This window comes from Candidatus Symbiopectobacterium sp. NZEC151 (assembly GCF_025962655.1).
Lineage (GTDB): Bacteria > Pseudomonadota > Gammaproteobacteria > Enterobacterales > Enterobacteriaceae > Symbiopectobacterium.
This window is the reverse complement of the sequence record NZ_JAGFPE010000002.1, coordinates 357,093-379,363: the sequence shown is the minus strand read 5'-3', so window position 1 is coordinate 379,363 and position 22,271 is coordinate 357,093. Positions and strand designations below refer to the sequence as shown.

General features: G+C 47.9%; 17 protein-coding genes. 7 read left to right on the top strand and 10 right to left on the bottom strand.

The window, feature by feature from the left end; all coding sequences use genetic code 11:
* Positions 1 to 311 precede the first annotated feature (311 nt).
* Together J5067_RS09765 and nlpE are read left to right on the top strand one after the other, a co-directional pair.
* The gene (locus J5067_RS09765) at positions 312 to 857 is read left to right on the top strand and encodes a YaeQ family protein (RefSeq protein ID WP_264644832.1); all 546 of its coding nucleotides are present in this window, start codon (positions 312 to 314) and stop codon (positions 855 to 857) included.
* Positions 858 to 903: 46 nt separating this feature from the next.
* Positions 904 to 1,587: an envelope stress response activation lipoprotein NlpE gene (nlpE, locus tag J5067_RS09760; RefSeq protein WP_264651004.1), complete on the top strand. Its 684-nt coding sequence runs from the start codon at positions 904 to 906 to the stop codon at positions 1,585 to 1,587.
* Positions 1,588 to 1,648: 61 nt separating this feature from the next.
* On the opposite strand, the gene mutS is transcribed toward nlpE, so the two are convergent.
* The 3 genes from mutS to J5067_RS09745 form a co-directional block, all read right to left on the bottom strand.
* Positions 1,649 to 4,213, bottom strand: coding sequence for a DNA mismatch repair protein MutS (mutS, locus tag J5067_RS09755; protein WP_264651003.1), 2,565 nt, complete (start codon positions 4,211 to 4,213; stop codon positions 1,649 to 1,651).
* A gap of 543 nt (positions 4,214 to 4,756) precedes the next feature.
* On the bottom strand, positions 4,757 to 6,637 hold the full coding sequence (gss, locus tag J5067_RS09750) for a bifunctional glutathionylspermidine amidase/synthase (RefSeq protein WP_264651002.1): 1,881 nt from the start codon (positions 6,635 to 6,637) through the stop codon (positions 4,757 to 4,759).
* Positions 6,638 to 6,713: 76 nt separating this feature from the next.
* The gene (locus J5067_RS09745) at positions 6,714 to 6,953 is read right to left on the bottom strand and encodes a hypothetical protein (RefSeq protein WP_264644836.1); all 240 of its coding nucleotides are present in this window, start codon (positions 6,951 to 6,953) and stop codon (positions 6,714 to 6,716) included.
* Positions 6,954 to 7,264: 311 nt separating this feature from the next.
* Between J5067_RS09745 and J5067_RS09740 the strand changes: the two genes are divergently transcribed.
* Together J5067_RS09740 and J5067_RS09735 are read left to right on the top strand one after the other, a co-directional pair.
* Positions 7,265 to 11,839, top strand: coding sequence for an inverse autotransporter beta domain-containing protein (locus tag J5067_RS09740; RefSeq protein ID WP_264651001.1), 4,575 nt, complete (start codon positions 7,265 to 7,267; stop codon positions 11,837 to 11,839).
* 1,011 nt (positions 11,840 to 12,850) lie between these two features.
* The gene (locus J5067_RS09735; RefSeq protein WP_264644838.1) at positions 12,851 to 13,516 is read left to right on the top strand and encodes a transcriptional regulator; all 666 of its coding nucleotides are present in this window, start codon (positions 12,851 to 12,853) and stop codon (positions 13,514 to 13,516) included.
* A 76-nt stretch (positions 13,517 to 13,592) separates the two neighbouring features.
* Here J5067_RS09735 and J5067_RS09730 read toward each other — a convergent pair whose 3' ends face one another.
* Genes J5067_RS09730 through J5067_RS09700 form a run of 7 tightly spaced genes read right to left on the bottom strand, consistent with a single transcriptional unit; the run spans position 13,593 to position 17,806 of the window.
* Positions 13,593 to 13,964, bottom strand: coding sequence for a hypothetical protein (locus J5067_RS09730; protein ID WP_264628200.1), 372 nt, complete (start codon positions 13,962 to 13,964; stop codon positions 13,593 to 13,595).
* Positions 13,964 to 14,626 carry a hypothetical protein gene (locus tag J5067_RS09725; protein ID WP_264651000.1) on the bottom strand — a complete coding sequence of 221 codons (663 nt, stop codon included), beginning with the start codon at positions 14,624 to 14,626 and terminating at the stop codon, positions 13,964 to 13,966. The genes J5067_RS09730 and J5067_RS09725 overlap by 1 nt, the downstream gene beginning before the upstream one ends.
* The gene (locus tag J5067_RS09720; protein ID WP_264650999.1) at positions 14,595 to 15,164 is read right to left on the bottom strand and encodes a type III secretion system protein; all 570 of its coding nucleotides are present in this window, start codon (positions 15,162 to 15,164) and stop codon (positions 14,595 to 14,597) included. Before J5067_RS09720 ends, J5067_RS09725 begins: the two co-directional genes overlap by 32 nt.
* A complete protein-coding gene (sctJ, locus tag J5067_RS09715) occupies positions 15,161 to 15,928 on the bottom strand; it encodes a type III secretion system inner membrane ring lipoprotein SctJ (RefSeq protein ID WP_264645074.1) in 768 nt (255 codons plus the stop codon). Before sctJ ends, J5067_RS09720 begins: the two co-directional genes overlap by 4 nt.
* Positions 15,928 to 16,251, bottom strand: a complete 324-nt coding sequence (sctI, locus tag J5067_RS09710; protein ID WP_264644842.1) for a type III secretion system inner rod subunit SctI — start codon at positions 16,249 to 16,251, stop codon at positions 15,928 to 15,930. The genes sctJ and sctI overlap by 1 nt, the downstream gene beginning before the upstream one ends.
* A gap of 45 nt (positions 16,252 to 16,296) precedes the next feature.
* On the bottom strand, positions 16,297 to 16,560 hold the full coding sequence (gene sctF, locus J5067_RS09705; RefSeq protein WP_264627956.1) for a type III secretion system needle filament subunit SctF: 264 nt from the start codon (positions 16,558 to 16,560) through the stop codon (positions 16,297 to 16,299).
* Positions 16,553 to 17,806 carry a PrgH/EprH family type III secretion apparatus protein gene (locus tag J5067_RS09700; protein ID WP_264650998.1) on the bottom strand — a complete coding sequence of 418 codons (1,254 nt, stop codon included), beginning with the start codon at positions 17,804 to 17,806 and terminating at the stop codon, positions 16,553 to 16,555. The genes sctF and J5067_RS09700 overlap by 8 nt, the downstream gene beginning before the upstream one ends.
* 627 nt (positions 17,807 to 18,433) lie before the next feature.
* On the opposite strand from J5067_RS09700, the gene J5067_RS09695 reads away from it, so the two are divergent.
* The 3 genes from J5067_RS09695 to J5067_RS09685 are packed head-to-tail and all read left to right on the top strand — an operon-like array spanning position 18,434 to position 22,265.
* Positions 18,434 to 19,363 (top strand): helix-turn-helix domain-containing protein, encoded by a 930-nt coding sequence (locus tag J5067_RS09695; RefSeq protein WP_264650997.1) that lies wholly within the window; start codon positions 18,434 to 18,436, stop codon positions 19,361 to 19,363.
* Complete coding sequence (gene sctC, locus J5067_RS09690) at positions 19,356 to 21,143, top strand: type III secretion system outer membrane ring subunit SctC (protein WP_264650996.1); 1,788 nt, start codon at positions 19,356 to 19,358, stop codon at positions 21,141 to 21,143. Before J5067_RS09695 ends, sctC begins: the two co-directional genes overlap by 8 nt.
* Positions 21,144 to 22,265, top strand: coding sequence for an HrpJ domain-containing protein (locus J5067_RS09685; protein WP_264650995.1), 1,122 nt, complete (start codon positions 21,144 to 21,146; stop codon positions 22,263 to 22,265).
* Positions 22,266 to 22,271: the final 6 nt, after the last annotated feature.

The following is a 22,271-nucleotide window of genomic DNA, read 5'->3' as shown; positions in this document are numbered from 1 at the left end:
AATATCCTCCCTTGGAAGCCCACCGCCGTAGGCTTTTGTGCCTGTTGTCGCCGCGATGGCCTCGTTTTTTGCTGATAAGGGGAGATAATCCCACGAAAATAAGTATTCGTTATCAAAAGGACTATAGCATAGGCATCAGCAGGATATCAGCATTCCGCTGTTAAGCAATGCTTCAGTTAGCGCACAATTTTAACCTTTTGAGGTGTTATACGTGAGGCTGTGACCGGTCTGTTTTCCGAATTGCTGTCGGTATGCTGTGCGTCTCACCGGTTCTCAAGGTACACTTGTGGCAGACGGAGACGAGGTAGCGAATGGCATTAAAAGCAACGATTTATAAAGCAGCAGTGAATATTGCGGATTTGGACCGCTCTTTTTTTTACGATGCCAATTTGACCTTGGCGCAGCACCCCTCCGAAACCGAACAGCGCATGATGCTGCGGCTGCTGGCGTGGATCTGCCATGCGGATGAAAATTTGCGCTTCACCAAGGGGTTATGTGCCGATGATGAACCGGAAATCTGGTTGCGTGATGACACACTGGCGCTGAAACTGTGGATTGAATTAGGGCTGCCCGATGAGCGTCGGCTCAAAAAAGCCTGCAACCAGTCTCCCAACGTCGTGCTATATGTCTACGGTGAGCGAGCCGCCCATGTCTGGTGGCAATCGATGGAACAAAAGCTGCGGCCGTATCGCAATCTTGCCGTCCGTTTTTTAGACGATCGCCAATTGCAGGCGCTGGCCTCCATGGTACAGCGCACCATGACGCTACAGGCAACCCTTCAGGATCGTGCGGTATGGTTGTCTGATGATAAGAATAATCTGGAAATTACCTTTGCCGAGTGGCAACCGGCCCAATAGTCGTCATGATCCTGGGTGACAGGAGAGGATGGGGGAGGAGTATAGCGTGAAAAAAATGGCGCTTGGCTTACTACTGGTTTTAGTGGCAGCAGGGTTGATGGGGTGCCATACGCCCAAACCGGTGCGTGAGGAAGCATTGCAGCCCATGGCACAGAGTTATCGCGGCGTATTGCCTTGTGCAGATTGTGCCGGTATCGATACTTCATTATTCCTGGCTGAAAATGGTACGTTCATACTACAACATCATTATCAAACCGATCGCCCTGGCAATCGCGTGTTTGCGACCTATGGTAAATGGGCGCGCACGGCGGATAAGCTGGTGCTCACCGATGTGCAAGGCGAAAAAAGCTATTTCAGACCGCTGGAAAATGGTCTGGAAATGCTCGATCGAGACGGTGCGCCAATCGTATCGTCCAACACCTATCGCCTGACGGCGACCCAAGCGCCGTTGCCGACCACACCGATGGCGATGCGTGGTTTGTACCGCTATATGGCCGATGCGGCGGTATTTGCTGATTGTTTTACCGGTGTCACCTACCCGGTGGTAAACAATATCGTGATGGAAAAACGTTACTTACAGGTGCGTAAATCCTCGGAGGACGCGGTGCTGCTTACCTTCAGCGCGCATTTTGCCGTTGTGCCTTCGATGGAAGAGGCGATGACGGTAAAAAGCCTGGTGCCCAGCAGCGCGCCATTTCAGATGAAAGCGCAAAACCACTGTAACGAATAACAACACCAAAGCGACGGGATAAAAAGCGGCCCTCCAGAGAAAGGCCGCTGTGGTCGTGACGCTATACCATCGCTTTCAGTTTATACAGCCATTCCAGAGCCTGACGCGGCGTTAACGTATCGGGATCCAACGCTTCCAGTGCTTCGACCGCCGGAGCAGGCTCTTCACTGGTTAACAGTGCCAGTTGCGCACCATCCACGTGGCTGGCAGAAGCGTGATTGGAAAGTGACTCCAACTCTTTAAGCTTTTGCCGCGCACGTTTAATCACTTCCTTGGGCACGCCCGCCAGTGCCGCAACGGCGAGGCCGTAGCTCTTGCTGGCGGCCCCCTCCTGAACGCTGTGCATAAACGCTATGGTGTCGCCGTGCTCCAGTGCATCCAGATGCACATTCGCTACGCCTTCCATTTTTTCTGGCAAATGGGTTAATTCAAAGTAATGGGTTGCAAACAGTGTCATGGCTTTGATGCGTTGCGCCAGATTTTCCGCACAGGCCCAGGCCAGGGATAAACCATCGTAGGTTGATGTGCCACGCCCAATTTCATCCATCAATATCAGGCTGTTGGCGGTGGCATTGTGCAGAATGTTGGCCGTCTCCGTCATCTCTACCATGAAGGTGGAACGTCCAGAGGCAAGATCGTCTGCGGCACCAATACGGGTGAAGATGCGATCAACCGGCCCAATGGTGGCCTTATCGGCAGGCACAAAGCTGCCGATATGGGCCATCAGCACGATCAGCGCCGCCTGACGCATATAGGTACTCTTACCGCCCATGTTCGGGCCGGTAACGATCAGCATACGGCGCTGCGGTGTGAGCGACAGCGGGTTGGCAATAAACGGCTCGCTCAACACCTGCTCCACTACCGGATGGCGGCCACCTTCAATTTTTAACCCCGGCTGCTCGCTCAGCGTCGGGCAAACGTAATTCAGCGTATCAGCGCGTTCTGCCAGATTGCTTAGAACATCAAGTTCCGCTAACGCGGCGGCGCTTTGTTGCAGTGCTTCAAGGTGCGGCAGCAGTTGGTCAAACAGGTCGTCGTACAGGGCTTTTTCCAGCGCCAGCGCCTTGCCCTTAGAAGTGAGCACTTTATCTTCGTACTCTTTCAATTCAGGAATAATGTAGCGCTCGGCATTCTTTAGCGTTTGGCGGCGCACATAGTGAATGGGCACCAAATGGCTCTGCCCACGGCTCACCTGAATGTAATAACCGTGCACGCCGTTAAACCCGACTTTGAGGGTATCCAGCCCCAGTTTTTCGCGTTCGCGTATTTCCAAACGATCGAGATAATCGCTGGCACCGTCGGCCAGCGCACGCCATTCATCCAGCTCGGCGTTATAGCCGCTGGCGATCACTCCGCCATCGCGTACCAGTACGGGGGGGGCTTCCACCACGGCACGCTCCAGCAGTGCGCACAGTTCGTCAAACTGATGAACATGCTGAGAAAGCTGTTGGATATATGCTGCGCTGCTTTCTGCCAGCAGCGCATGGATGGCTGGATATTGATGAAATGCATGGCGCATGCGCGCCAGATCGCGCGGTCGGGCGGTACGCAGCGCCAGACGAGCCAAAATACGTTCCAGATCGCCAATCTGCCGCAAGGGGGGCTGAAGGGCTTCCGCCAGCGGCTGCAAAGCGAGAATGGTGCTCTGGCGTTGCGTCAGCGCGTGTCTGTCGCGAGTGGGCATGTGCAACCAGCGCTTAAGCATACGGCTACCCATTGGGGTGACGGTACAATCCAGAATGGCAGCCAGGGTATTTTCGACGCCGCCTGCCAGATTCTGTGTCAGTTCCAGATTGCGACGCGTAGCGGCATCCATAATGATGCCGTCTTGCAGGCGTTCCATGGTGATGCTGCGGATATGTGGCAGTGAGGTACGCTGCGTATCTTTGGCATACTGAAGCAGGCAGCCTGCGGCGCGCAGTGCCAGTTTCGCCTGTTCTACGCCGAAACCGATCAGATCGTGTGTGCCAAACTGCATATTGAGCTGCTGACGCGCCGTTTCCAACTCAAATTCCCACAGCGGACGGCGGCGCAGCCCATGGCGATGCTCAATCAAATGAGAGGCACCAAACGATTCCGGGTAAAGCAACTCCGCCGGGTTGGTTCGTTGCAGCTCTGCCGCCATGGTCTCTTCATCAGCCGGTTCCATAACGCGAAAACGCCCGGAGCTGATATCCAATGTGGCATAGCCAAAGCCACGCCCGTCCTGCCAAATGGCGGCTAAAAGATTGTCCTGTTTTTCCTGCAACAGCGCTTCATCGCTGATCGTTCCCGGGGTGACGATACGCACCACTTTGCGCTCTACCGGGCCTTTGCTGGTAGCAGGATCGCCAATTTGTTCGCAGATGGCGACGGATTCGCCTTGCTGCACCAGTTTTGCCAGGTAGTTTTCAACCGCATGGTGCGGGACGCCTGCCATGGGGATGGGCTCACCGGCCGAAGCACCGCGTTTGGTGAGCGAAATATCCAATAGCTGTGATGCACGTTTGGCATCATCGTAAAACAACTCATAAAAGTCGCCCATGCGGTAAAATAGCAGGATGTCAGGATGCTGCGCCTTTAGCCTGAAATACTGCTGCATCATGGGCGTATGGTCGGTGAAATCCTTCTCGATAGGTTCATTCATCTCTGTCTTACTCATTTTTAGCTATTGGGGATTCAATGGACAAGCCACTTATGCTGCAAGCACTTGCTTAAACCAAAAGACCCTGCCAGCAACATTTCCAATCCAGGGTACGGTATATCTTACCACTTCCCCCCGCACGGATTCACCCAAAGAGGTTTACCCTCCAGAACGTTATCAAAGCGCTAACGGAAAATGTATCTGATTCTGATGCTAGCTTCTTCATGCGCGAAGCGTATCGTATATTTATGCGGATAATTTGCAAACGGCGGGCATGGGTACCGAGTACCATGATAACAATGCGACGGATAGTTGCGTTGAACGAACGGCATTGTCTATTTTTTTCTTGGTATGGTTAATTTCCTGTGTCCTGAGCAAAAAGGGATTGTTATATTCCCCCCATCTTTATGACTTATCCACGCGTTATTATAGTGGGAAAATTTATTATCTATAACGATAAATGTATTAATCTCTCCGGAAATTGTCTTTGCTGTCTTGGTGGTGAACAAGGGATGCCGTAAATAGCGGCATCCCCCTTGTTATGCATTATTTATTTTCCCGGGTATTCTCGTCAGGCAAAACAATAACCGGTTCGATATCACTTTCTTTTTTTATCACCAGGGTATCATCGCCACGCAAACAAGCGCCGCCATAACTGCCGCCGATGGTAAAAGTACAAACCTGAAGGTATTTTCCGTCCACCTTCGGCAGGCACCAGAGTTGTTGATAGATGTTTTTCCGGTCAACAAACTGGCCGTGGGTCTGGTCCAGCACTTCCTCGTGCCGGTTGATCAAATCAATGTTGTTGCCACAGCGTCCCGATATCGGTTTTACCGCATATCCCGTTTGCGCCAATTCCTCATTCACCACGAAGTCGGTATCGAGTAAGTAGCGATGGTGGGGAAACAGTGACCACAATACCGGCAGTATTGCCTTGTTTCCGGGGATCATGGTCCACAGCGGCTCAAAGACTCGCACTTCAGGGCGCAGCAGCACGTCAATGAGGCGCACCTCATTTTGCGGATGGCCGGTACGGATAGGCAGCGCGGCATATTCGGTATCGCTTACTTCACGAAGCTGCTCAACCACGGTTTCCCATGCCCAGGTTTTCCACACGCAGTTAACCGGGCGACTTTCGCTATCAATCAGTTGCCCGGCACTATCCCAGCCCAATTCATCCAGTCCGTAGAGGATTTTGCTGTCAAAGCCCGCCTGTGTCAGTGCGCGTTGCATAAACTGCGCGTGATAACTTTCTTCCACATCTTTGTCCTGCATGATGTGAACGAAGGGGGCGGCGTGGCTGTGCTGCCAGGCACCCGCCAATTCGTCAAGCAACGCTTCCGAGGGGTTGTAGCCGTCGGTGATATTGCCCTGCTTCATCCACTGCTCAAGAATCAGTCCACCTTCTGTGTGGCATGATGCGGAATCTGCATTGTATTCATAGACTTTCAGGCCACGCTCATCCATACAAAAATCCAGCCGCCCGGTGATCATATGGTGACGCCGGCGTTGCCAGGAAAGCCGCAGACGTGGCCACAAGATCCTGGGGATATCAAACAGTGCCAACAGATCGTCATCTTTCAGGACCTTATCCGTTGCATGTAGATACATCAAATGCAGTTCATTAGTGGCCTTGATCAGTTCCTGCTCGGCGCGTTCCGTCATGGTGAAGTAACGGCAGGGATCGGCATTAATGCGGTGGCCGTTGGCCTGCGCATAGGCATTCTGCAACGGATCGGCTTCATTGAGCCATTTGCCGTCGAACTGCCCTTTATTTTCGAGCCGCGCGCTACCAAGCACCAATGCTGCCGGGGGAATGGTCGGCTGCGGCAGGCTGTGCTCCGTGTTGCTGGTCTGGATCATCCAACCCAGGATGGTGGTGTCGCTGAAGGTATCTTTGAGGGTGTAGTGGCCTTCACTGACTTCCAGCGTTAATTCTCGTGTCCACTGCTGACCGGGGGGCAGCGGTGTGTGGTGAACGTTCTGTTCGGCAATCCTGACCTTATTACCCAGCAGTTGGGTAATCACGGCGACGTGGCCCGTGTGTTTGAACTCACCGCCTTTCTGCCAGATCAACAAGGCCCCGGCGACAGGAGGACGCGGGGAGCCGTTGGCGAAGGCTTGAAGTGGCAGCAGATTGTCGTTAACGACTTGGCGCAGGAAGCGTAAGGAGAAGATTTCATAGGCCATCCCGACATCAGTAAAGACGGAGCCATAGTTCAGGAACAAAAAACGGCGGGCAAACTCAACGCACTGCCATTTATGCCCCATATATTCATTGCCAATATAGCTGCGGAAACTGGCATCACGGTGATCGTGTTCTGGGGGTAACGTGCTGTAATTCGAAGAATAAATGGCTACGCCGCCGGGCGCATATCCCAATAGCGTGCCAAAGGGGGCATCGCTACCTGTTGACGCTGTACTCATTAGTCAGACCTCAGATGTATGCCTCTCTGGCCGTAGCAATTGAAATCCCTCTTTGCCCTTCAGCCAAAGGAGCGTCTCAGACAGATGTGGCTCCATGATAGCACCAATCGTTCCCGTCAAAAGCACATGCTGTTTGCCCAGTGTGTAACCTGATAATGCTGCGATAGTCAGGAGGGAGAAGATAAATGCGCGAAATAAGATTGAAATGATATTCATTTTCTTTTTTCTTTTTTTTATTTGAGTCGATTTTTGGTTTGTGGGTTTGTTTTTTAAATTTTTTTAAAATGAGTGTATCGAAATTAGGAAGAGCGTTCATGAGGTTATATGTTCCAATATATTGTGTTGATGTGGCGTTAATTTCTTCGCCCTGATTTTGGGCGTATCCTGCCTTTTCGTATTCTGGTCGATGTTAATTGTTTTTTGAAATTTCCAGTGATGAATAAATAGGCTTTCATAGTAGATGGCCATGTTTTTATTTCTTGATTTTTGTAATTCGTTTTTCTTCTTTTTTTACGGTGAATAAATATGAACATGACTCCCCAGCGGGGAACGACATTCTGTCAAAAACTTTTTGTCTGGATAAATATAGGCATTCAGGTCTGCTTTCCGCTTCTCGGTACGTTTTCCGTGTCACGGGTTTTCGCCGAGCCAGCACCCACTGTCGACGCTGTCGGCGCTGAGGAACAGACCCTGGCGGAATGGGCTTCCCGGGCCGGAGGATGGTTAAGTGACCGCCATCGAGCCGATTCTTCTGACATGGCGCGTGGCGTTGCGGCAGAACGCGCCAGCCAGGCGATTACGCAATGGTTAAGCCCCTATGCTTCTGTTCGCGCACAGTTTGGCATAGATCGGGAGTTTTCGTTAAAACGGTCTCAATTCGATGTGCTGTATCCGTTGCAGGAACAGAAAGATCGGCTGATTTTTATGCAGGCAAGCTTACATAATAATGATGACCATCCTCAGACCAATCTGGGATTTGGCGTGCGTTATAGCTCAAACGATTATCTCATTGGGGGGAACGCTTTTCTTGATTATGACCTGTCTCAGTCCCATGCTCGCATCGGTTTTGGCCTGGAGTATTGGCGTGATTTTTTAAAGTTTGGTTTCAATAGTTATTTACGCATGAGCGGCTGGAAACCATCACCAGACATTGTTGATTATCAGGCGCGTCCCGCGCATGGCTGGGATATTCGCACCGAGGGATATTTGCCAGACTGGCCACAGCTTGGCGGCAAGTTGGTCTATGAACAATATTACGGTGATGAGGTGGCGCTGTTTGGCAAAGATGACCGCCAACGCAACCCTTATGCTCTCACGATAGGGTCCAGCTATACGCCGTTCCCGCTCTTGACCTTAAACGCCGAACAGCGTCAGGGGAAATCAGGGGCGAGTGAGACGCGATGGGGAATGGAACTCAATTACCGCTTGAATCAACCGTGGCATCAGCAGATCGACCCTGGGCAGGTGACCGCTCTGCGTCGCGTTGCTGGCAGCCGGTTTGATTTCGTCGATCGTAATAATCAGATTGTCCTGGAGTATCGTAAATCCCGCCTGCTTCATCTGTTTACCCCATCTTTACTGATGGGATATGGCGGTGAGCAGAAGGCGTTCCCCCTTTCCGTCAATAGCAAATATGCTCTGGCGCGCATTGACTGGTCTGCCTCTGCGTTACTGGCGCAAGGGGGAAAGATTATTAAAGAGAGCCACGATCGTTTCAGTGTTCAATTGCCGCAGTATCGCCCGCAAGGAGAGAATACCTACAGCATGAGTGCGGTTGCGGTGGATACGCAAGGCAATATGTCGCGCAGTGCGACAACGCAGGTGACGGTATTACCCGCAGAGGTCAGCGCACTCAACAGCAGCCTTGAGCCAGAAAATGTCTCGCTCCCCGCCAATGGTAAAGCGCAGCAGCGCTTAACGCTTAAGGTGAGAGATCTGCACGGAAATCCTGTCGATCTGGATCCCAATGAGATTCAGATTTCGGCAAAAAGGACGAAGCGCAGTGCGGATGCCTCGGTGATTTCTGCATTTCAGCGCCAGTCTGCGGGAGAATATGCCGCAACCTTAACGGCTGGCACGCAGCCCACCGTGTTCACCATCGCGCCTTCTGCGCGTGACATCACGCTGGCGACAACGCGTGTCACGTTGACTGCGGATGCGGCAAGCGCTGCCATTAGCGATTTGGCGGTGGAAACAAATAATGCCGTAGCCAACGGTAAAGCGGCCAATGCGGTTAGCGTTACCGTCACGGATGCCAGTGGACATCGGGTTCCCGATGTGCAGATACACTTGCAGGCTGACAATGGCGCCGTGATAAGTGCGACCGCGCTCACTGATGCTCAAGGCGAAGCTCGGGTATCACTGACCAGTACCCGGGCGGGCAACACCACGGTGACTGCGCATACTCAGGGTTCATCCGCGCATCAGGTTACGCTGGCATTCCAGCCTGAGCACCACACTGCACAGGTGGTCGAGCTATTGCCCTCCGCAGCACCTTACATCGCGGACGGCCAATCACCAGTGCACTATCGTGCGTTGATCAAGGATGCTCAGGGTAACCCCGTGCCGGGTGTCAGAGTGAACTGGTCTTCCGATCGTGATGCTCGTGTGGTCAGGTTTAGCAACGTGCAAAGCCTTTCCAACCAGGAGGGTGTTGCCGTAACCGCTATAACCAGTAGCCAGGCGTTTGGTGTTACTGTCACAGCGTCGAGCCCACTTTCAACGCGCGCGGCGGAGACGATAATCTTCACAACCGGTACGTTATCGGAAGCTCACTCCTCGTTACGGGTTCACCCCACCACGCTGGTGGCAGGCAAAGAAAAGGCGGTCTTGCTGCTGGTATTGCGCGACAACAAAGGCAATCCACTGACAGGGCAGCGCGTCGTTGCTGTCAGCGACAAATCCAACGTACTGTTTGGTGAAACCAAAGCGTTCGCGGAAGGACGCTATCGCATCGAGGTCAGCTCGACACATGCACAAGAGGTGTTGCTTTCCGTGCGCGTCAATGATGTTCCGCTCAGTCTTACGCAACCCTTGGTGGTGACCGGCGATGGCAGCCAAGGGGTTATTGACGCAGTAAGTGTCAACAGGATGCGATTGACCGCCGGAGATCCTGTTGGCATCACTTACAGCGCAACCATTGTCGATCCCAATGGCAATCCGCTACCGGGCATGATGGTATTTTGGCAGCCGGAGGGTGATGTCAGCACGGGAGAGCGGATTACGAGTACCGATGCCAATGGGATCGCTCATATCACTTTAAACACTCAAACGGCAGGCATTCTGCGCATGACGGCGTATCTGAACGATCGGAACCAAAAAAAGGCACCCGATGTCACGATTGATCCCGCTGCCGTTGACCAAGATGTTTCTCGATTCCACGCGGATAAAACGGAGATTGGTTCCGACGGTAAAGATGCCGCATTGTTGAACGTAATGTTGCGGGATGTCTACGGTAATGCGATTTCGGGTAAAACGGTGGTGTTTCATGGCGCAGCGTCGCTTCCCGGATTTTCTATTACGCCAACGCGCGATAACCAGGATGGCTCCTATCAGGCCAGGGCAACATCAGTAGAGAAGGGGCGCGTGTCTCTGAATGCAAGCGTTGAAGGAAAATCCATAGGCAGCACTGTGGTTATCTCGGTGGGCGCAGTGATGCCGGATTTGCAGTTCGACAATGCCCTACAAAAGGTGACGTATACGCATCAATTTCGCCACTCTCAGACGGTAAAAGGGGCGCCTGCGACGCTGCAACAAATGTGGTCAAGTTCCGATCCTGACATTGCATCGGTTGCCAGGGGAACGGGGCAAATAACGCTGCGTAAAGCGGGAACCGTAGCCATCACGGTGCAGACCGCGGGGAACGCGCAATATCATCCCGCCAGTGCGAGCTACCAGCTTCAGATTGCGAAAGCGTCGCCTGGGCTCAATGTCAAAACTCAACAGATTGCGGCTGTCTGGGGGGAGGGGAAGACGTATTCTGTGGAAGGCCATTTCACTAACCCAGATGTTGGCGCATCGTTACCGTTAACCTATCAGAGCGATCGGGAACGCGTGGTTCAGGTAACGGACAGCGGTGAGCTCCGTCCGATCGCGCCGGGCAATGCCCTGATCTCCCTTCATACGCAGGAAACCGCACAGTTTCTCTCTGAGACGGTGAACGTTTCATACCTGTTAAGTAAGGGAAGTGTACCGGTGCGTTTTGCATCAGAGGTCGTGACGACGACCGATCTCAGCGTATTCACGTTACAGAAACCGACGAACCTGCCTGCCGATGCCATCGTTGAGTGGAGTTCAAGCGATCAGGAAGTCATTGCCATCACGCCTCAAGGGCAGATCTCAGGGCCATTAAAAAAAGGCAAAACCCGACTTCGGCTGACGATTCAGGAAAATGCGTTTTATACCAGCAGCACGGGCGCTTACGATGTGCAGGTGTTCACTACGCCTATGCCCAGCGTATCGGGGGTAAAATATGGCAACAACGGCTTCCTGGTGGAGTCAGGGCAGATATGGGCCCCGGTTTTCACCGAGGATAAACTGCGCGTAATCTGGTCGGTTAACAGCAGCACCCCTTATGATGCTCCGCATTATGTCGAGGTGACGTTACTCGATGAATGGGGCCGCAAACTCGATTATCAACGTATTGATTCACCGACTGGCAGCGTCGAAACCGCTTTTAGCCCGCAGGAACGCTATATCGGTAAGCGTGTACACGTGGAGGTGGTTGCTTATGGCCATGGCATATTGCAAGGGAAAACATCCACTTCTGAGGCAAGTGTCAACCCGACCAAACCGACGCAAATATACGGCAGCCATTTGGCGACCTCGTATTATTCGCGCAGAATTGTCACCAGCACGGGAGAGTATGATGATGCGTGCCAAGGAAGCCATTTTGGCAAAATGCATCATGCACTGGTACAACCCAACACGCGTTTTGATTTAGCAGGGCAAAGGAGGCTGATGGCACCGTTGACCATTGTACACAAGGTTATCGATGGGCAAGGTGATACGCGTAACGTTAATTATCCCATTAATCCAGGCGTCTTTACGAGCGCTGATGTGGGCTATCAAGAGAAGTCACATGTTTATGCGATTAAGGAACAGTGTTGGGCCAGCCATTCCGGCTCGGGCATTTTGCAAACGCGTATAACCTTTACCGGTTTGTCGGAGGTCACCACACATCCTTTCCGGTGGCACGGATAAGCTCTGCTTGCGCCCTGAGGGATATAACCTGGGTGCATCCTTATTATTTACCGTGACGAGGGCAGGGAAGTTTTGCAAGAATCGTTTTTTGCAAGAGTAACCCTGCCCGGAAGATTATAGTGCCATATCATAAATGAATCATATCTTGAAAAAAGGGGGTTATATCAATGTCTAACCAATACCACAAAACCGCTTTCATAGTAAAATTATGTTTTATTATTTTTAATGGCTTGGTGAGACATTTTCAATGTGGCAACTGTTATGCACCGAGCCAAATAACCTATGCTAGCAGCCTGGCGTGATAGCCTGTCTTAAAAATTATTATTGTATATATATTTACTTTTTTTCTCTGATCACTTATCGCTAAAAGACCTGGCGTGGCCATCGCGAATCTGAAAATAGATTAGCTGGCATTGATCGTGGAGCCATTTTATTTGATGATTTCGAATGGAATGTGTGAAAGTGTTGTGGTGAGATTGTCTTTTAATTGGCTATCGGTTTTTTCTGTTTCAATGCATTGAAAATCATGCACTTATATGTTTTTCTTTTGATGGGAAACCACCAGTGAAATGACATTTTTATATCTGATTGTGGCGTATTTTTCTTTTTGTAGCTTAATTGAAAATAATAGTTACACTTGGTTATTAAATGCCATTTTTATCTTGGTATGATTTGTCTTATCGATTGGATGCAATGTTATTAATAGTTTTAAACAGTTTTTAATTCCGCGCATTTACAATGATCATGTATGCATTGCATTAAGAAAAAAACAATGTATTAGAAATCAAAACATCGTTTTTATTATTTCACTTCATGTTTTTATAAAATATTTTCGCTGCTGCATGAACCAATCAAGGTGCGTTTTTATGGTGGGTTATCATAAGGATGGATGATGAGTATCTTGGTGGCAGACATTTAAGGAGGAGAGGTAATCACTGCCACCATGGTTTGTAGTGAGAATTCCCTGATGGTGGATTCCTTTGTTAGATAAAATATCAGGCGGATATGCAAATGAACATTAGCTTAATGAATGATGGCAATATTTACTTTCTTGGCTTCATTTTTAGCCCCAAGCTCAGGACATTAAGCTGTGGTGACACCTTATATCAATTAAGGAAAAAGGAGTCCGATGTGTTGGCTCTGCTTTGCGAAAGATACCCTCATCCCGTGTCACAGGATGATTTCCTGTCCTGTGTGTGGGAAGGGGGATATGTAACATCGCAAAGCATTGCGCAGGTGATCCGCGCACTGCGGCGTAATTTGCAGGATAAAGATAAGCAAATCATCGTGACTATCCCTAAGTTGGGATACCGTTTTGGTGTGACCCCTTCTTTTGATGAGCCTCAGGCAGGTGTGGTGGAGGATGCTTTTAGCACTCACCCTGAAGTAGAAACCCTCTATACGGCGCAGTATGACACGTCGTGTGGGCAGTTTGTTTATGACAGAACCTCATTGATCAATCTGACATCCATTCCTGTCAATTCATTGGCGATTTCTCCTTGTGTCAGGCCAAAGAAAAAAAATATGCGTCTCAGGAATGCAGTGCTGGTTGTGGTGTTTATCATTACGGCTTACCTGTTATGGTATTTAACGAAAAATTCGATGACCTCGGGACATTCGGTTGTCATTGAGCAAGATGGTGAAGTTCACTCGTCGGAATGGACAAATCAACGCTAAACAGGCGCTCCTTGCCACCTTTTAAAGGTGGCGTTGGTCACTCTCTGCTAATGTCTAAAGCAATGCCATGATGGTGTTAAAATTTGTCCAGAACCGTATTCTCCTCATCCGTAGGGAAAAATATATCATTCATCATCGTCGTGTATAGGATATTAGTACCTGTAAGTTGCATGGCCCTTTTGTAGAGAATCGTATTCGCGTATTGCGCATGTGCGGGGTCCTTGCGCATCTTTGCGTTAGCGACATTTACTGCTCTACTCAGAGCCATTAACGTTAATGGTGAGTTGGGCGCAAGCGCTTTCAGTTTTTCCAGTATGCTTTGCAGATTGCCCTGCGGATGATTAACGCTAAGGTAGTGCAAAACCAGGGCGTCGAAGCCATCATTGTCTGGGCCAGGGACATGATTCGATACGGGATTAATTCCTTCGGGTTGGGTGCGTGATATCATCAATCTTCATCCTTGGCAGTGTATGTGAAAGTGGGTATAGCCTGTTGCAGCATGTCAATAATCTCTTGTAGCGTTGCTGGCGTTAATGCATCCAGTTGCTGTGTGAATTCCTGTGTTTCGCTATCAGCCTGTGTCATCCATTGCTGGCAAAGTGCTTGCGCAGGAAAGCGTAGTGCGTGCGAGCCACATTGCAGCGTAATGTGATTTTCATGAGTGGTTAAACACGTCAAATGTGGCGATAGGTCAGGTACCGCGACACCCTCGGGCAAGATAAGCGTCATCGCATCGCTATGGCTGCAATGCGCGTTTAACTGTGTAACCACGTATTCAACGATGATCGGATCGTGCAAGGTTTGGGTCAGCGCCTTCTGCAAATGTTGGCGCTGCTCTGTCCAGCGTTGATGCTGTAGCGTTTCATAGTCGTTCAGCATGGAAAGCATTGTGGTGAAGAACAGTTTGAAACCTGCGGAAAATCCTTCCTTTTCTTTCTGCTTTTTTATCTCCTCGGATGTCTGCTTTTGTTCATCATAAATCTCATGGCAGCGGCGTAAGGTATGCTCAATGGCATTTTGGGAACGGCATTGTTGTTTACGATTTTTAGACCTAATCAGTACTGAGTCGCGGCACTCTTCAGGCAGTTCTGCCAGGGAAATTGTTCGCATAATGCGTGGCCATATTGAATAAGTTGAGATGATCGGGTGTAGGTGGCGCGTCTATTTTTGGGAGTTCAATGCCGGTGGGGAACAACAACATAAATCGTTGTTGCAGGGCCTGTGGAATCGGATGGCATTGATTTAATATGAACCTTGCCCCACAAGCCAGCATCGTATACCGTCCTTGCTTAAGCGGGCCGGGATCGACATGGTGCATCAGTGGCAATGCAATAAAATTAAGCAATTGTGGATCTGAAAATAGCGCCAGGTTGAGATCTGACATTGATGATTTAAGAAGATACCCCCCTAATAAATGAGCAATGTCCGGCATGTTATGCCATTGCTTTATCATGACTGCCGCCAGCGTGCATGATGCATCCCAGTTTTTTGGGGGGGAGGCAAGTTGGTAGCGTCTATAAAGCCAGTAATTCAGTAAGGGTTCGCTGGCGCGCTCCTTTGCGCGCCAGGTATCCGGTAGATGAGAAGGGTGTGCGTAAGCGACTGGGTGGTACAGAATACGAAAGAGCTGCTCATGACAAATATTCATGCCGGTGGCTCCTTCTCATGCGTCATCGGTGTTACCGCATCATTGGGCGTTGAACGGCGCATCATCTTGGCGATGAAATAAATTCCTGTCATTAACACCATGAGTAGCGCAAGTATCAGCGCGCCTTGCCAAACCGTAAAGTCGACAGAACGCACTTTTGTAGGGGGAACGTATTGAATAGCGGGAACAGCAAAAAGCACTACAGAAATGTTTTCATAGCGAATATTACTAAGACTGTTTTTAATCAGTGACTTTACCTGCGAAATAAATACGCTTTCATCAATATTTCCCTTATGAGTAATGATCACACCGACATGATCGGAGGTGAAACGATTGGCGGCATCATTGCTAAATAATGGGTAACTGATGTGGACTTTCGCATTTACCACCTGGCTAATAATGCGTAATGACTGTTCAAGGCGTTGCTCTTGCAGTGATATGACCCTGGCCTGCTCTGCGTTGGGAGACGCTACCAATGCGCTCTCCGGGAATGCCTGCCCGATTTGTACATCACCTGACCAGGGCAACTGGTAGAGATTGATAATCGATAATGCAGCAGTGGCCTCAGCCCGGTTAATGGTGATCGTGTAGCCGCCTTTCCCACCGCCTTGCTTTTGGGCCGCAATATCGTATTGCTGTAAAACAGCCAACACCTGATTTGCTTGTTGCTGCGTCAAATTTTCAAGCAGGTGGCTCTCATTACACGCCATGAGTAACATGGCGAGTAGCGTGGCCAGCAGCTTTTTGGCGCATTTGCGAAACATCATTGTGCTTTTTCCAGCGTTTCTATCGTGCTAACGCCTTTACGAGCCAGCGTGCTGATTAATGAAACGTAATTACTGTATTCTCCAAGATAGTTTTGCAGTTGTAATAATGCTTCTGGGTTACTGGTAAACTGTGGTGAGTTGCTAAGGGCATTAATGGCTTGTTTAAATTGCTCATCTGTTTCACTCATTTGCTTAAAGGTAGTGGATACCAGCATGGAAAATGCTTGGTCGTGGACTCGCGTCGAGTCTGTCTCTTCCCAATCATTTTTTTCCGGCGTCAGTTGCGTTAACTCAACCAACGTTTTATTTGTCAGTTCCATAAACATTCCTCGAGTAAGAATAAGATGAAAGCAGTCAACACAGCATTAGCGGAAGTTCTGAATAATGGCTGCACCGATATCTTTATAGGCTTTTATCGTGCTTGTTTGTGCGTTTCTAAATAGCGTGTAAGCCTGCAACTTGGACTGATAGTCAGCCAGAACAGAGGGATTCGAGGGATCAGCAGTCAGTGCCGTTTTGGCTGTGTTCAAATGTTCCATTAAGGTTTTTGCACCCGCTTCAAATTCGCCCGACATCTTGTCGAGAAAAATAGTGTCAACGTGTTGCGGGGTGTATTTTGTATCAGCCATAATTTATATCCTTTTTGTTTAGTGGAAAATACCAATGCGTAGGGGATATGAAAAGATATCCCTCTTTTGCGTTAAGGTAAGACTTATCTTTGAGAATGTTTTCATTCATGTTGATCGAGAAACTAACGATCTGATCCCCCCATTGATTGTAAAAATCAGTAATAAAAATATTGAGTGCATTTATTGCACTGTCACTAAGGTCATCTCTGATGATCAGTGCAAAGCCATTATCTGTAGTGACACAGCGGTAGAGAATCTGAATACGCTCAAGTCCATGCTGGGCTTGCTTTACAAGGGATTCTTTATCTCTAAAAAAAACATCAATACGTTTTGCATAAGGGAGTGATTGATGTGCCTGTGTTTTTAATGAAGTTTCCTGTTCATTATCGAGTTTCCTGTAGGTATACAGTTGAGGAAATTCGGGCAGCGTCAAATCCAACTGTAAAATAGGAAACCCCTTGTTATGCAGTTTTTTTATCACTTCCTTTCGTGTTCTTGATGTCCATATCGGGGTAACTTTGGTGGTTTCATTGAGTTTGTAGAGAACGTCATGTAACCAGGCAATTTCTTGATATCCCTCTCCAAAAACATAAATCTGATTGTCAGATTTAATGATCTTCAGTGGTGCCGGCGATCCAGCAAGGACGGCATTGAGTGAGACTATTTGACTGGATTGCTGCGAATAGTTATACCAGGCAATGTAAGTGCAAATACAAAAAATTGTTAATATAAGCAAAGAATAGGAATACGTTTTTAGGTTATCCTTTTTGGCTCTTCTTAGAGAGGCATCCGAGAGTGAGAGCGTTTGGTTTGCTTTTACCCAATTAGACGTGGATATTTCATCTGACCATTTATCATGATTTTTTTTAAGTGCAAGTCGTATATTTCCTTGTTGAAAAAAAACATTCTCTTCGATGAGTACTGTTTGTGAGTTATCGGGTCCCAGTATGTCAACCTGATATCCGGATTTTCCATCAATTTCCAATTTTTCAGTCAAATAGAGCCGAAGATTGTCTGAATCGACTTCGCAAGGAATATATAAAGTTTTGCAAGCAAATGAGGCCATGTTCGCAACCCCTTCTTGCATATCACCACCTGTGCTACTCTGCTTTATTTCGGGATGAATGTTAAAGAAGTAGTTATCCACAGGCAGGTTTAGTTCGCAACCATACATGGGGCCAAAAAGGATTTTTAGGGTGAAAATTTCTCTGTTTGTCGTATTGTCATCAATGTGTTTTTCATCCATATGGCTACCCTAAATAGTTTGTTCCTTGAAATGAGTGGCAATTCTTGATGTCGCCCTACTCTTAATAATTAATAATGAAGCTATGTATGATCACAATGACGGTTTTCGACGAGTGAATACACTCGTGTATCAAACTTTACTGATACGGTTGGAGATATCCTTTAGCTAAATATGATTATGACGCTCTGTACAGGGCCGGATGAAAAAATGTAGGGACATGATAGCGACATAATTTGATATGGCAATGGCGTGGTGTTGAGTTTTTTTTGATTTTTTTATTTATTGTTATGTTTTGTGTTGTTGATTTGGTTATTTTATGCTTTTGATATTATCACGTTTGATGTGGTTTTTTTTGATTTCACATCAATAGGTTACGATGCAGCTCAGGGTGCTTGATAAAAAGATAATATTGCCACCTTCTAAAGGAAGCGTGTGTTCGTTGGTGATGCGTGCAAATATAATTATGATATTTCTGTGATATATATATTATCTTGATTAATTTATTTTTACATTTTTTGATGTGTATTGACCTCTTGTTTTTAAGTGAATATTCTGGCCCTACACACCGCACCGATAGCTATCGTGGGCTCGCTATTATTCTAGAGCGTATGAGCTGCGCAGTTCAGTATGGCTGACGCAATTTTCTTTAAATGTCATGCGAATTATACAGAGGTCACTATGTCTAGAGAGCTTCAGAATAACCAGAGTAAGAGTATTGCTATTAATACAAACCTCCAGAATTGTAAATACACCCCTGGTTATAATGCAATGGTTGAAGATTCAGTCATCACTGATGAAACATTTAGGGTTAATGACTCATTATTCTTTATCAGGCCATTGACCCCTGAGTCGACATTTACCTTTTCTATAATGAATAGCCGGGAACGCGTCACCTTTACGGGAGATCAATCTGCGGTATTGGTATCAAATAGTGCTATTGAGTTATCGCTTCATGGCAAATGGTTGGTGGGACGATCGTTGATTACCCAGTTGGCGACCTTTTTAGCCTTCACTGAATACCGCTTTAAAGAGTCCTCTCGACTATGGGGGGCGAATGCTGCTCCTTTACAACATAAAGTCCTGTTCGAGACCGAGAAAATTTTTTGTGCGGTCATTGACAACGCACAAATGAGTTTTATGGATTTGGTTTTTTGTCGTGACTTTATCAGCGATACGGATGTTATCAATAAATTATGTCATTTCATTCGCGGTATCGAGAGCTATTGGGTTGCACAGTTCTTGCTGGATCAAGTTCTTGATAACAGTAAAAGCATGAAGTCACACAAACTTTATAATTCTTGTAAAGAATATGGTGTTTCAGAATCCTATTTTAGGAAGCTTTGCTATAACGCTTTTACCTGTGGACCGAAAAAACAGCTCAGAATGTGGCGAGCTGCCTACAGTGCGCTGCAACTGATTGAGAATGATGAGTCGATTGCTACCGTGGCCTGGAATAACGGTTATGCATCATCATCTCATTTCTCCACGGAAATCAAAACACTTTTTGGTATAACCCCAAGGGAATTCAAAAATTTGGAAGGCTTTCTGAATGAATAGAATAGGTAAAATGGATTTTTATCTACTAGGGGTTGTTATAGGAATCAGCATGGTTTTTCCTGTATCGGGTGCGTTGCCGATAGAGAGCATGACACAGAATGATGAAATAAACAGCAGGGACGCTTTTTCAGCTGATAACACAACGACGTATGTTGCTAATAATAATAGCGTCCAGCAACTTTTTTATGTGCTCGGTGGGGTATTGAAAAAACCTGTTATTGTCAGCGTGGAAGCTGCTAAAAAACGTATTTCAGGTAATTTTGATTTGACGAACCCGCGCCAGTTATTAAATATGTTATCGGCCCGTATAGCCTTGATCTGGTATGACGATGGCAGTTCGATTTATGTCTACGATGTCAATGAGATGCAGAGCCGCGTAATCAAGCTGGCCTATGCTTCGTTTAATCGCCTGGAGGCCTACTTACAATCGACGGGATTATATGACGATCGTTTCCCACCGCGGTCTCACAGTGGTTCCGGTTCGTTTTATCTATCGGGACCGCCCGTTTATGTTGAACTCGTGGCAGCAGCGGCAAAGTATATTGATAGTACCTACTCTCAGCCAGGTGCTGGAGAGAACGTTATCAGGGTAATCAAGTTGAAAAATACCTTTGTTAACGATCGGGCATATTCACTGCGAGATACGCCAATCACTATTCCGGGGGTGGCGACGGTACTCAATCAATTGCTCAACAGCAGGAAGAGTCATAATAGTGCCAATATAACGCTATCTGGTGAGCCAGATGCCATTGAAAATGACATGCGCTACACCCAGGATGGTGGATATATTCGCCAAATGAGAAACCTACTTCCGTCAACAGGAGACAATTATAGCCAGCGACCCCGTCAAGATGAGGCATTCAACGGCGTGGAGGGTAATGCAATAAATATTGTTGCGTATACCGATACCAATAGTTTACTGATCCAGGGTAGTGAAAAACAGGTTGCCTTTGTGGACGATATTATTCGTGCGATAGATATTGCCAAACAGCAAATCCAACTTTCACTCTGGATTATCGACATCTCGAAAAATGATGTAGAAACCTTAGGGGTAGCGTGGCAAGGTCAGGCAAGTATAGGAAATGTTGGTATTAATTTTAATGGCGCTACAAGCGCATTGAATCCAACCAATAGTATGAATTTTCTAACAAAAGTCAGTGCGCTGGTTGAGAAGGGAAATGCACAAGTGGTTTCTCGGCCAGAGCTTCTTACCCAGGAAAATGTCCCAGCGTTGTTTGATAATAATAGCAGTTTCTATACCCGATTATTGGGAGAACGTTACTCATCATTAGAGAAAGTGACATTTGGCACGATGATCAGTGTTATTCCTCGTTTAGGGAAACAAAGCCAGGAAATTGAGATGATACTCAATATCCAGGATGGAAAAATACCGCAAGTTAATGGCGTCACGGAGAGTATTGATACGTTGCCCGTTGTGAACAATACGCAAATCAGTACCACAGCCCGTGTTCCGATGGGCTACAGCCTGTTGATTGGCGGTTACAGTCGCGAACAGGATGAGCTGCGTGGTGCTGGTATTCCATTGCTCAAAGATATCCCACTAGTGGGAAAGCTGTTTGATTACACCTATACCAGCCATAGAAACATGGTACGGCTTTTTCTTATTCAGCCACGCTTGTTGGCATATGGTGAAACCTGGCAAGGGCGTTGGGACAATAACCCGGTACTGGGTCGAAACCTTGTCGGCGCAGATACGGCAACACTGCAGTCAACGGTCACCATGTTGCGGCAATTTATGAACAAACGGCAAGGCATGTAGATGGCAATACCTCCTCTTGGGCGAGCAAGCCTCCTGCGCACGGATTTTAGGGAGGAGAACAACAGGTTAACGGTGTCAGCCACCAGTGAGGAGGGTGAGCACCAGCCAGTGGCGAACCTGCAAGAGCAGATCAGCAATGCTGCCGAAGAATTTGCCGATGTGCTGAGTACATTTGGTCGTTTTAGCCGAATGGGCCGCAGGAACGACAGTATTGAGCATGACTTTCTTTCTTCCATGTTGGAAGAGAAGGCTGACGAAAAGCACGATGCTTTGATTAAGCAAGTGTCCAGGCTGTCCTTGAACAGAGATGGACTGCTGAAATACGGCAGAAGTCTCTTCCCCAATGACAGCGACTTGATGCTGGCATTGCGTGAACTGATGCTTAATCGTCAACTTTCTGCGTTACAAAAGAAAAGAATAAAAGAGGCGATGGCCGATCTCGAAAAATTCTCGGATTGCCCGAAAATGCGTTCCGGCATCAATATCGGCCGTCTTGCAAAACGTTTTAGCAGCATGGAGGGCCAGCAAAGCCTCTCCGCTGGAGACTTGCGCGACTGTTACTTGCGCTTTTTAGAATTGGATCTGCCCGGCAGCTTTATCTACCAGGACTGGATAGAACAATACGGATGCCATAACCGGCAGCGTTTATTAGCTTTTACCATGAATGCGCTTATTGCCGATATGAAATCGAGTGAGCCGGGTATCCATTTTGATGAATTTGGTCCGTTAAGCGATCGGTTGTCTGATGCCAGAACTATTCACACCTTGGATTTACTATTGAATGAACAATTTTCTACGCTGCCGTTTCGTGAGAGTTTAAAAAATGAAATAAAAATAATGGATGAAAGTGATATAGTCATACTTTACCTCAATGGCATTGTCGCAAGCCATCAATTTGAAGGTTCGCTTTATCATTTTAACCATGATTTTATGCAGCGTTTACTGTTAACACAACGTGCAACGGTGATTCAGATATTAAGAGGTGTGTATAATAAAACGCCAGAAAGAATGTACATTGAACCCGAGTGTCGGAAATATCTATTAAATTTTATTTCTTCGCTGCTTGCTTCTTTTCATGATAAAGAGCGTCGACAAGGTCCGTGGTCTGATTACTACACCTAATCTAAA

Bases quoted from the DNA above. Each gene is read 5' to 3' on its own strand.
- sctF (WP_264627956.1), bottom strand. From the start codon at position 16,560: ATGGCTGATACAAAATACACCCCGCAACACGTTGACACTATTTTTCTC.
- J5067_RS09685 (WP_264650995.1), top strand. From the start codon at position 21,144: ATGGCAATACCTCCTCTTGGGCGAGCAAGCCTCCTGCGCACGGATTTT.
- sctI (WP_264644842.1), bottom strand. From the start codon at position 16,251: ATGGAACTGACAAATAAAACGTTGGTTGAGTTAACGCAACTGACGCCG.
- mutS (WP_264651003.1), bottom strand. From the start codon at position 4,213: ATGAATGAACCTATCGAGAAGGATTTCACCGACCATACGCCCATGATG.
- J5067_RS09765 (WP_264644832.1), top strand. From the start codon at position 312: ATGGCATTAAAAGCAACGATTTATAAAGCAGCAGTGAATATTGCGGAT.
- sctJ (WP_264645074.1), bottom strand. From the start codon at position 15,928: ATGTTTCGCAAATGCGCCAAAAAGCTGCTGGCCACGCTACTCGCCATG.
- J5067_RS09700 (WP_264650998.1), bottom strand. From the start codon at position 17,806: ATGGATGAAAAACACATTGATGACAATACGACAAACAGAGAAATTTTC.
- sctC (WP_264650996.1), top strand. From the start codon at position 19,356: ATGAATAGAATAGGTAAAATGGATTTTTATCTACTAGGGGTTGTTATA.
- J5067_RS09720 (WP_264650999.1), bottom strand. From the start codon at position 15,164: ATGAATATTTGTCATGAGCAGCTCTTTCGTATTCTGTACCACCCAGTC.
- J5067_RS09730 (WP_264628200.1), bottom strand. From the start codon at position 13,964: ATGATATCACGCACCCAACCCGAAGGAATTAATCCCGTATCGAATCAT.
- J5067_RS09735 (WP_264644838.1), top strand. From the start codon at position 12,851: ATGAACATTAGCTTAATGAATGATGGCAATATTTACTTTCTTGGCTTC.
- J5067_RS09695 (WP_264650997.1), top strand. From the start codon at position 18,434: ATGGCTGACGCAATTTTCTTTAAATGTCATGCGAATTATACAGAGGTC.
- J5067_RS09725 (WP_264651000.1), bottom strand. From the start codon at position 14,626: ATGCGAACAATTTCCCTGGCAGAACTGCCTGAAGAGTGCCGCGACTCA.
- J5067_RS09745 (WP_264644836.1), bottom strand. From the start codon at position 6,953: ATGAACGCTCTTCCTAATTTCGATACACTCATTTTAAAAAAATTTAAA.
- gss (WP_264651002.1), bottom strand. From the start codon at position 6,637: ATGAGTACAGCGTCAACAGGTAGCGATGCCCCCTTTGGCACGCTATTG.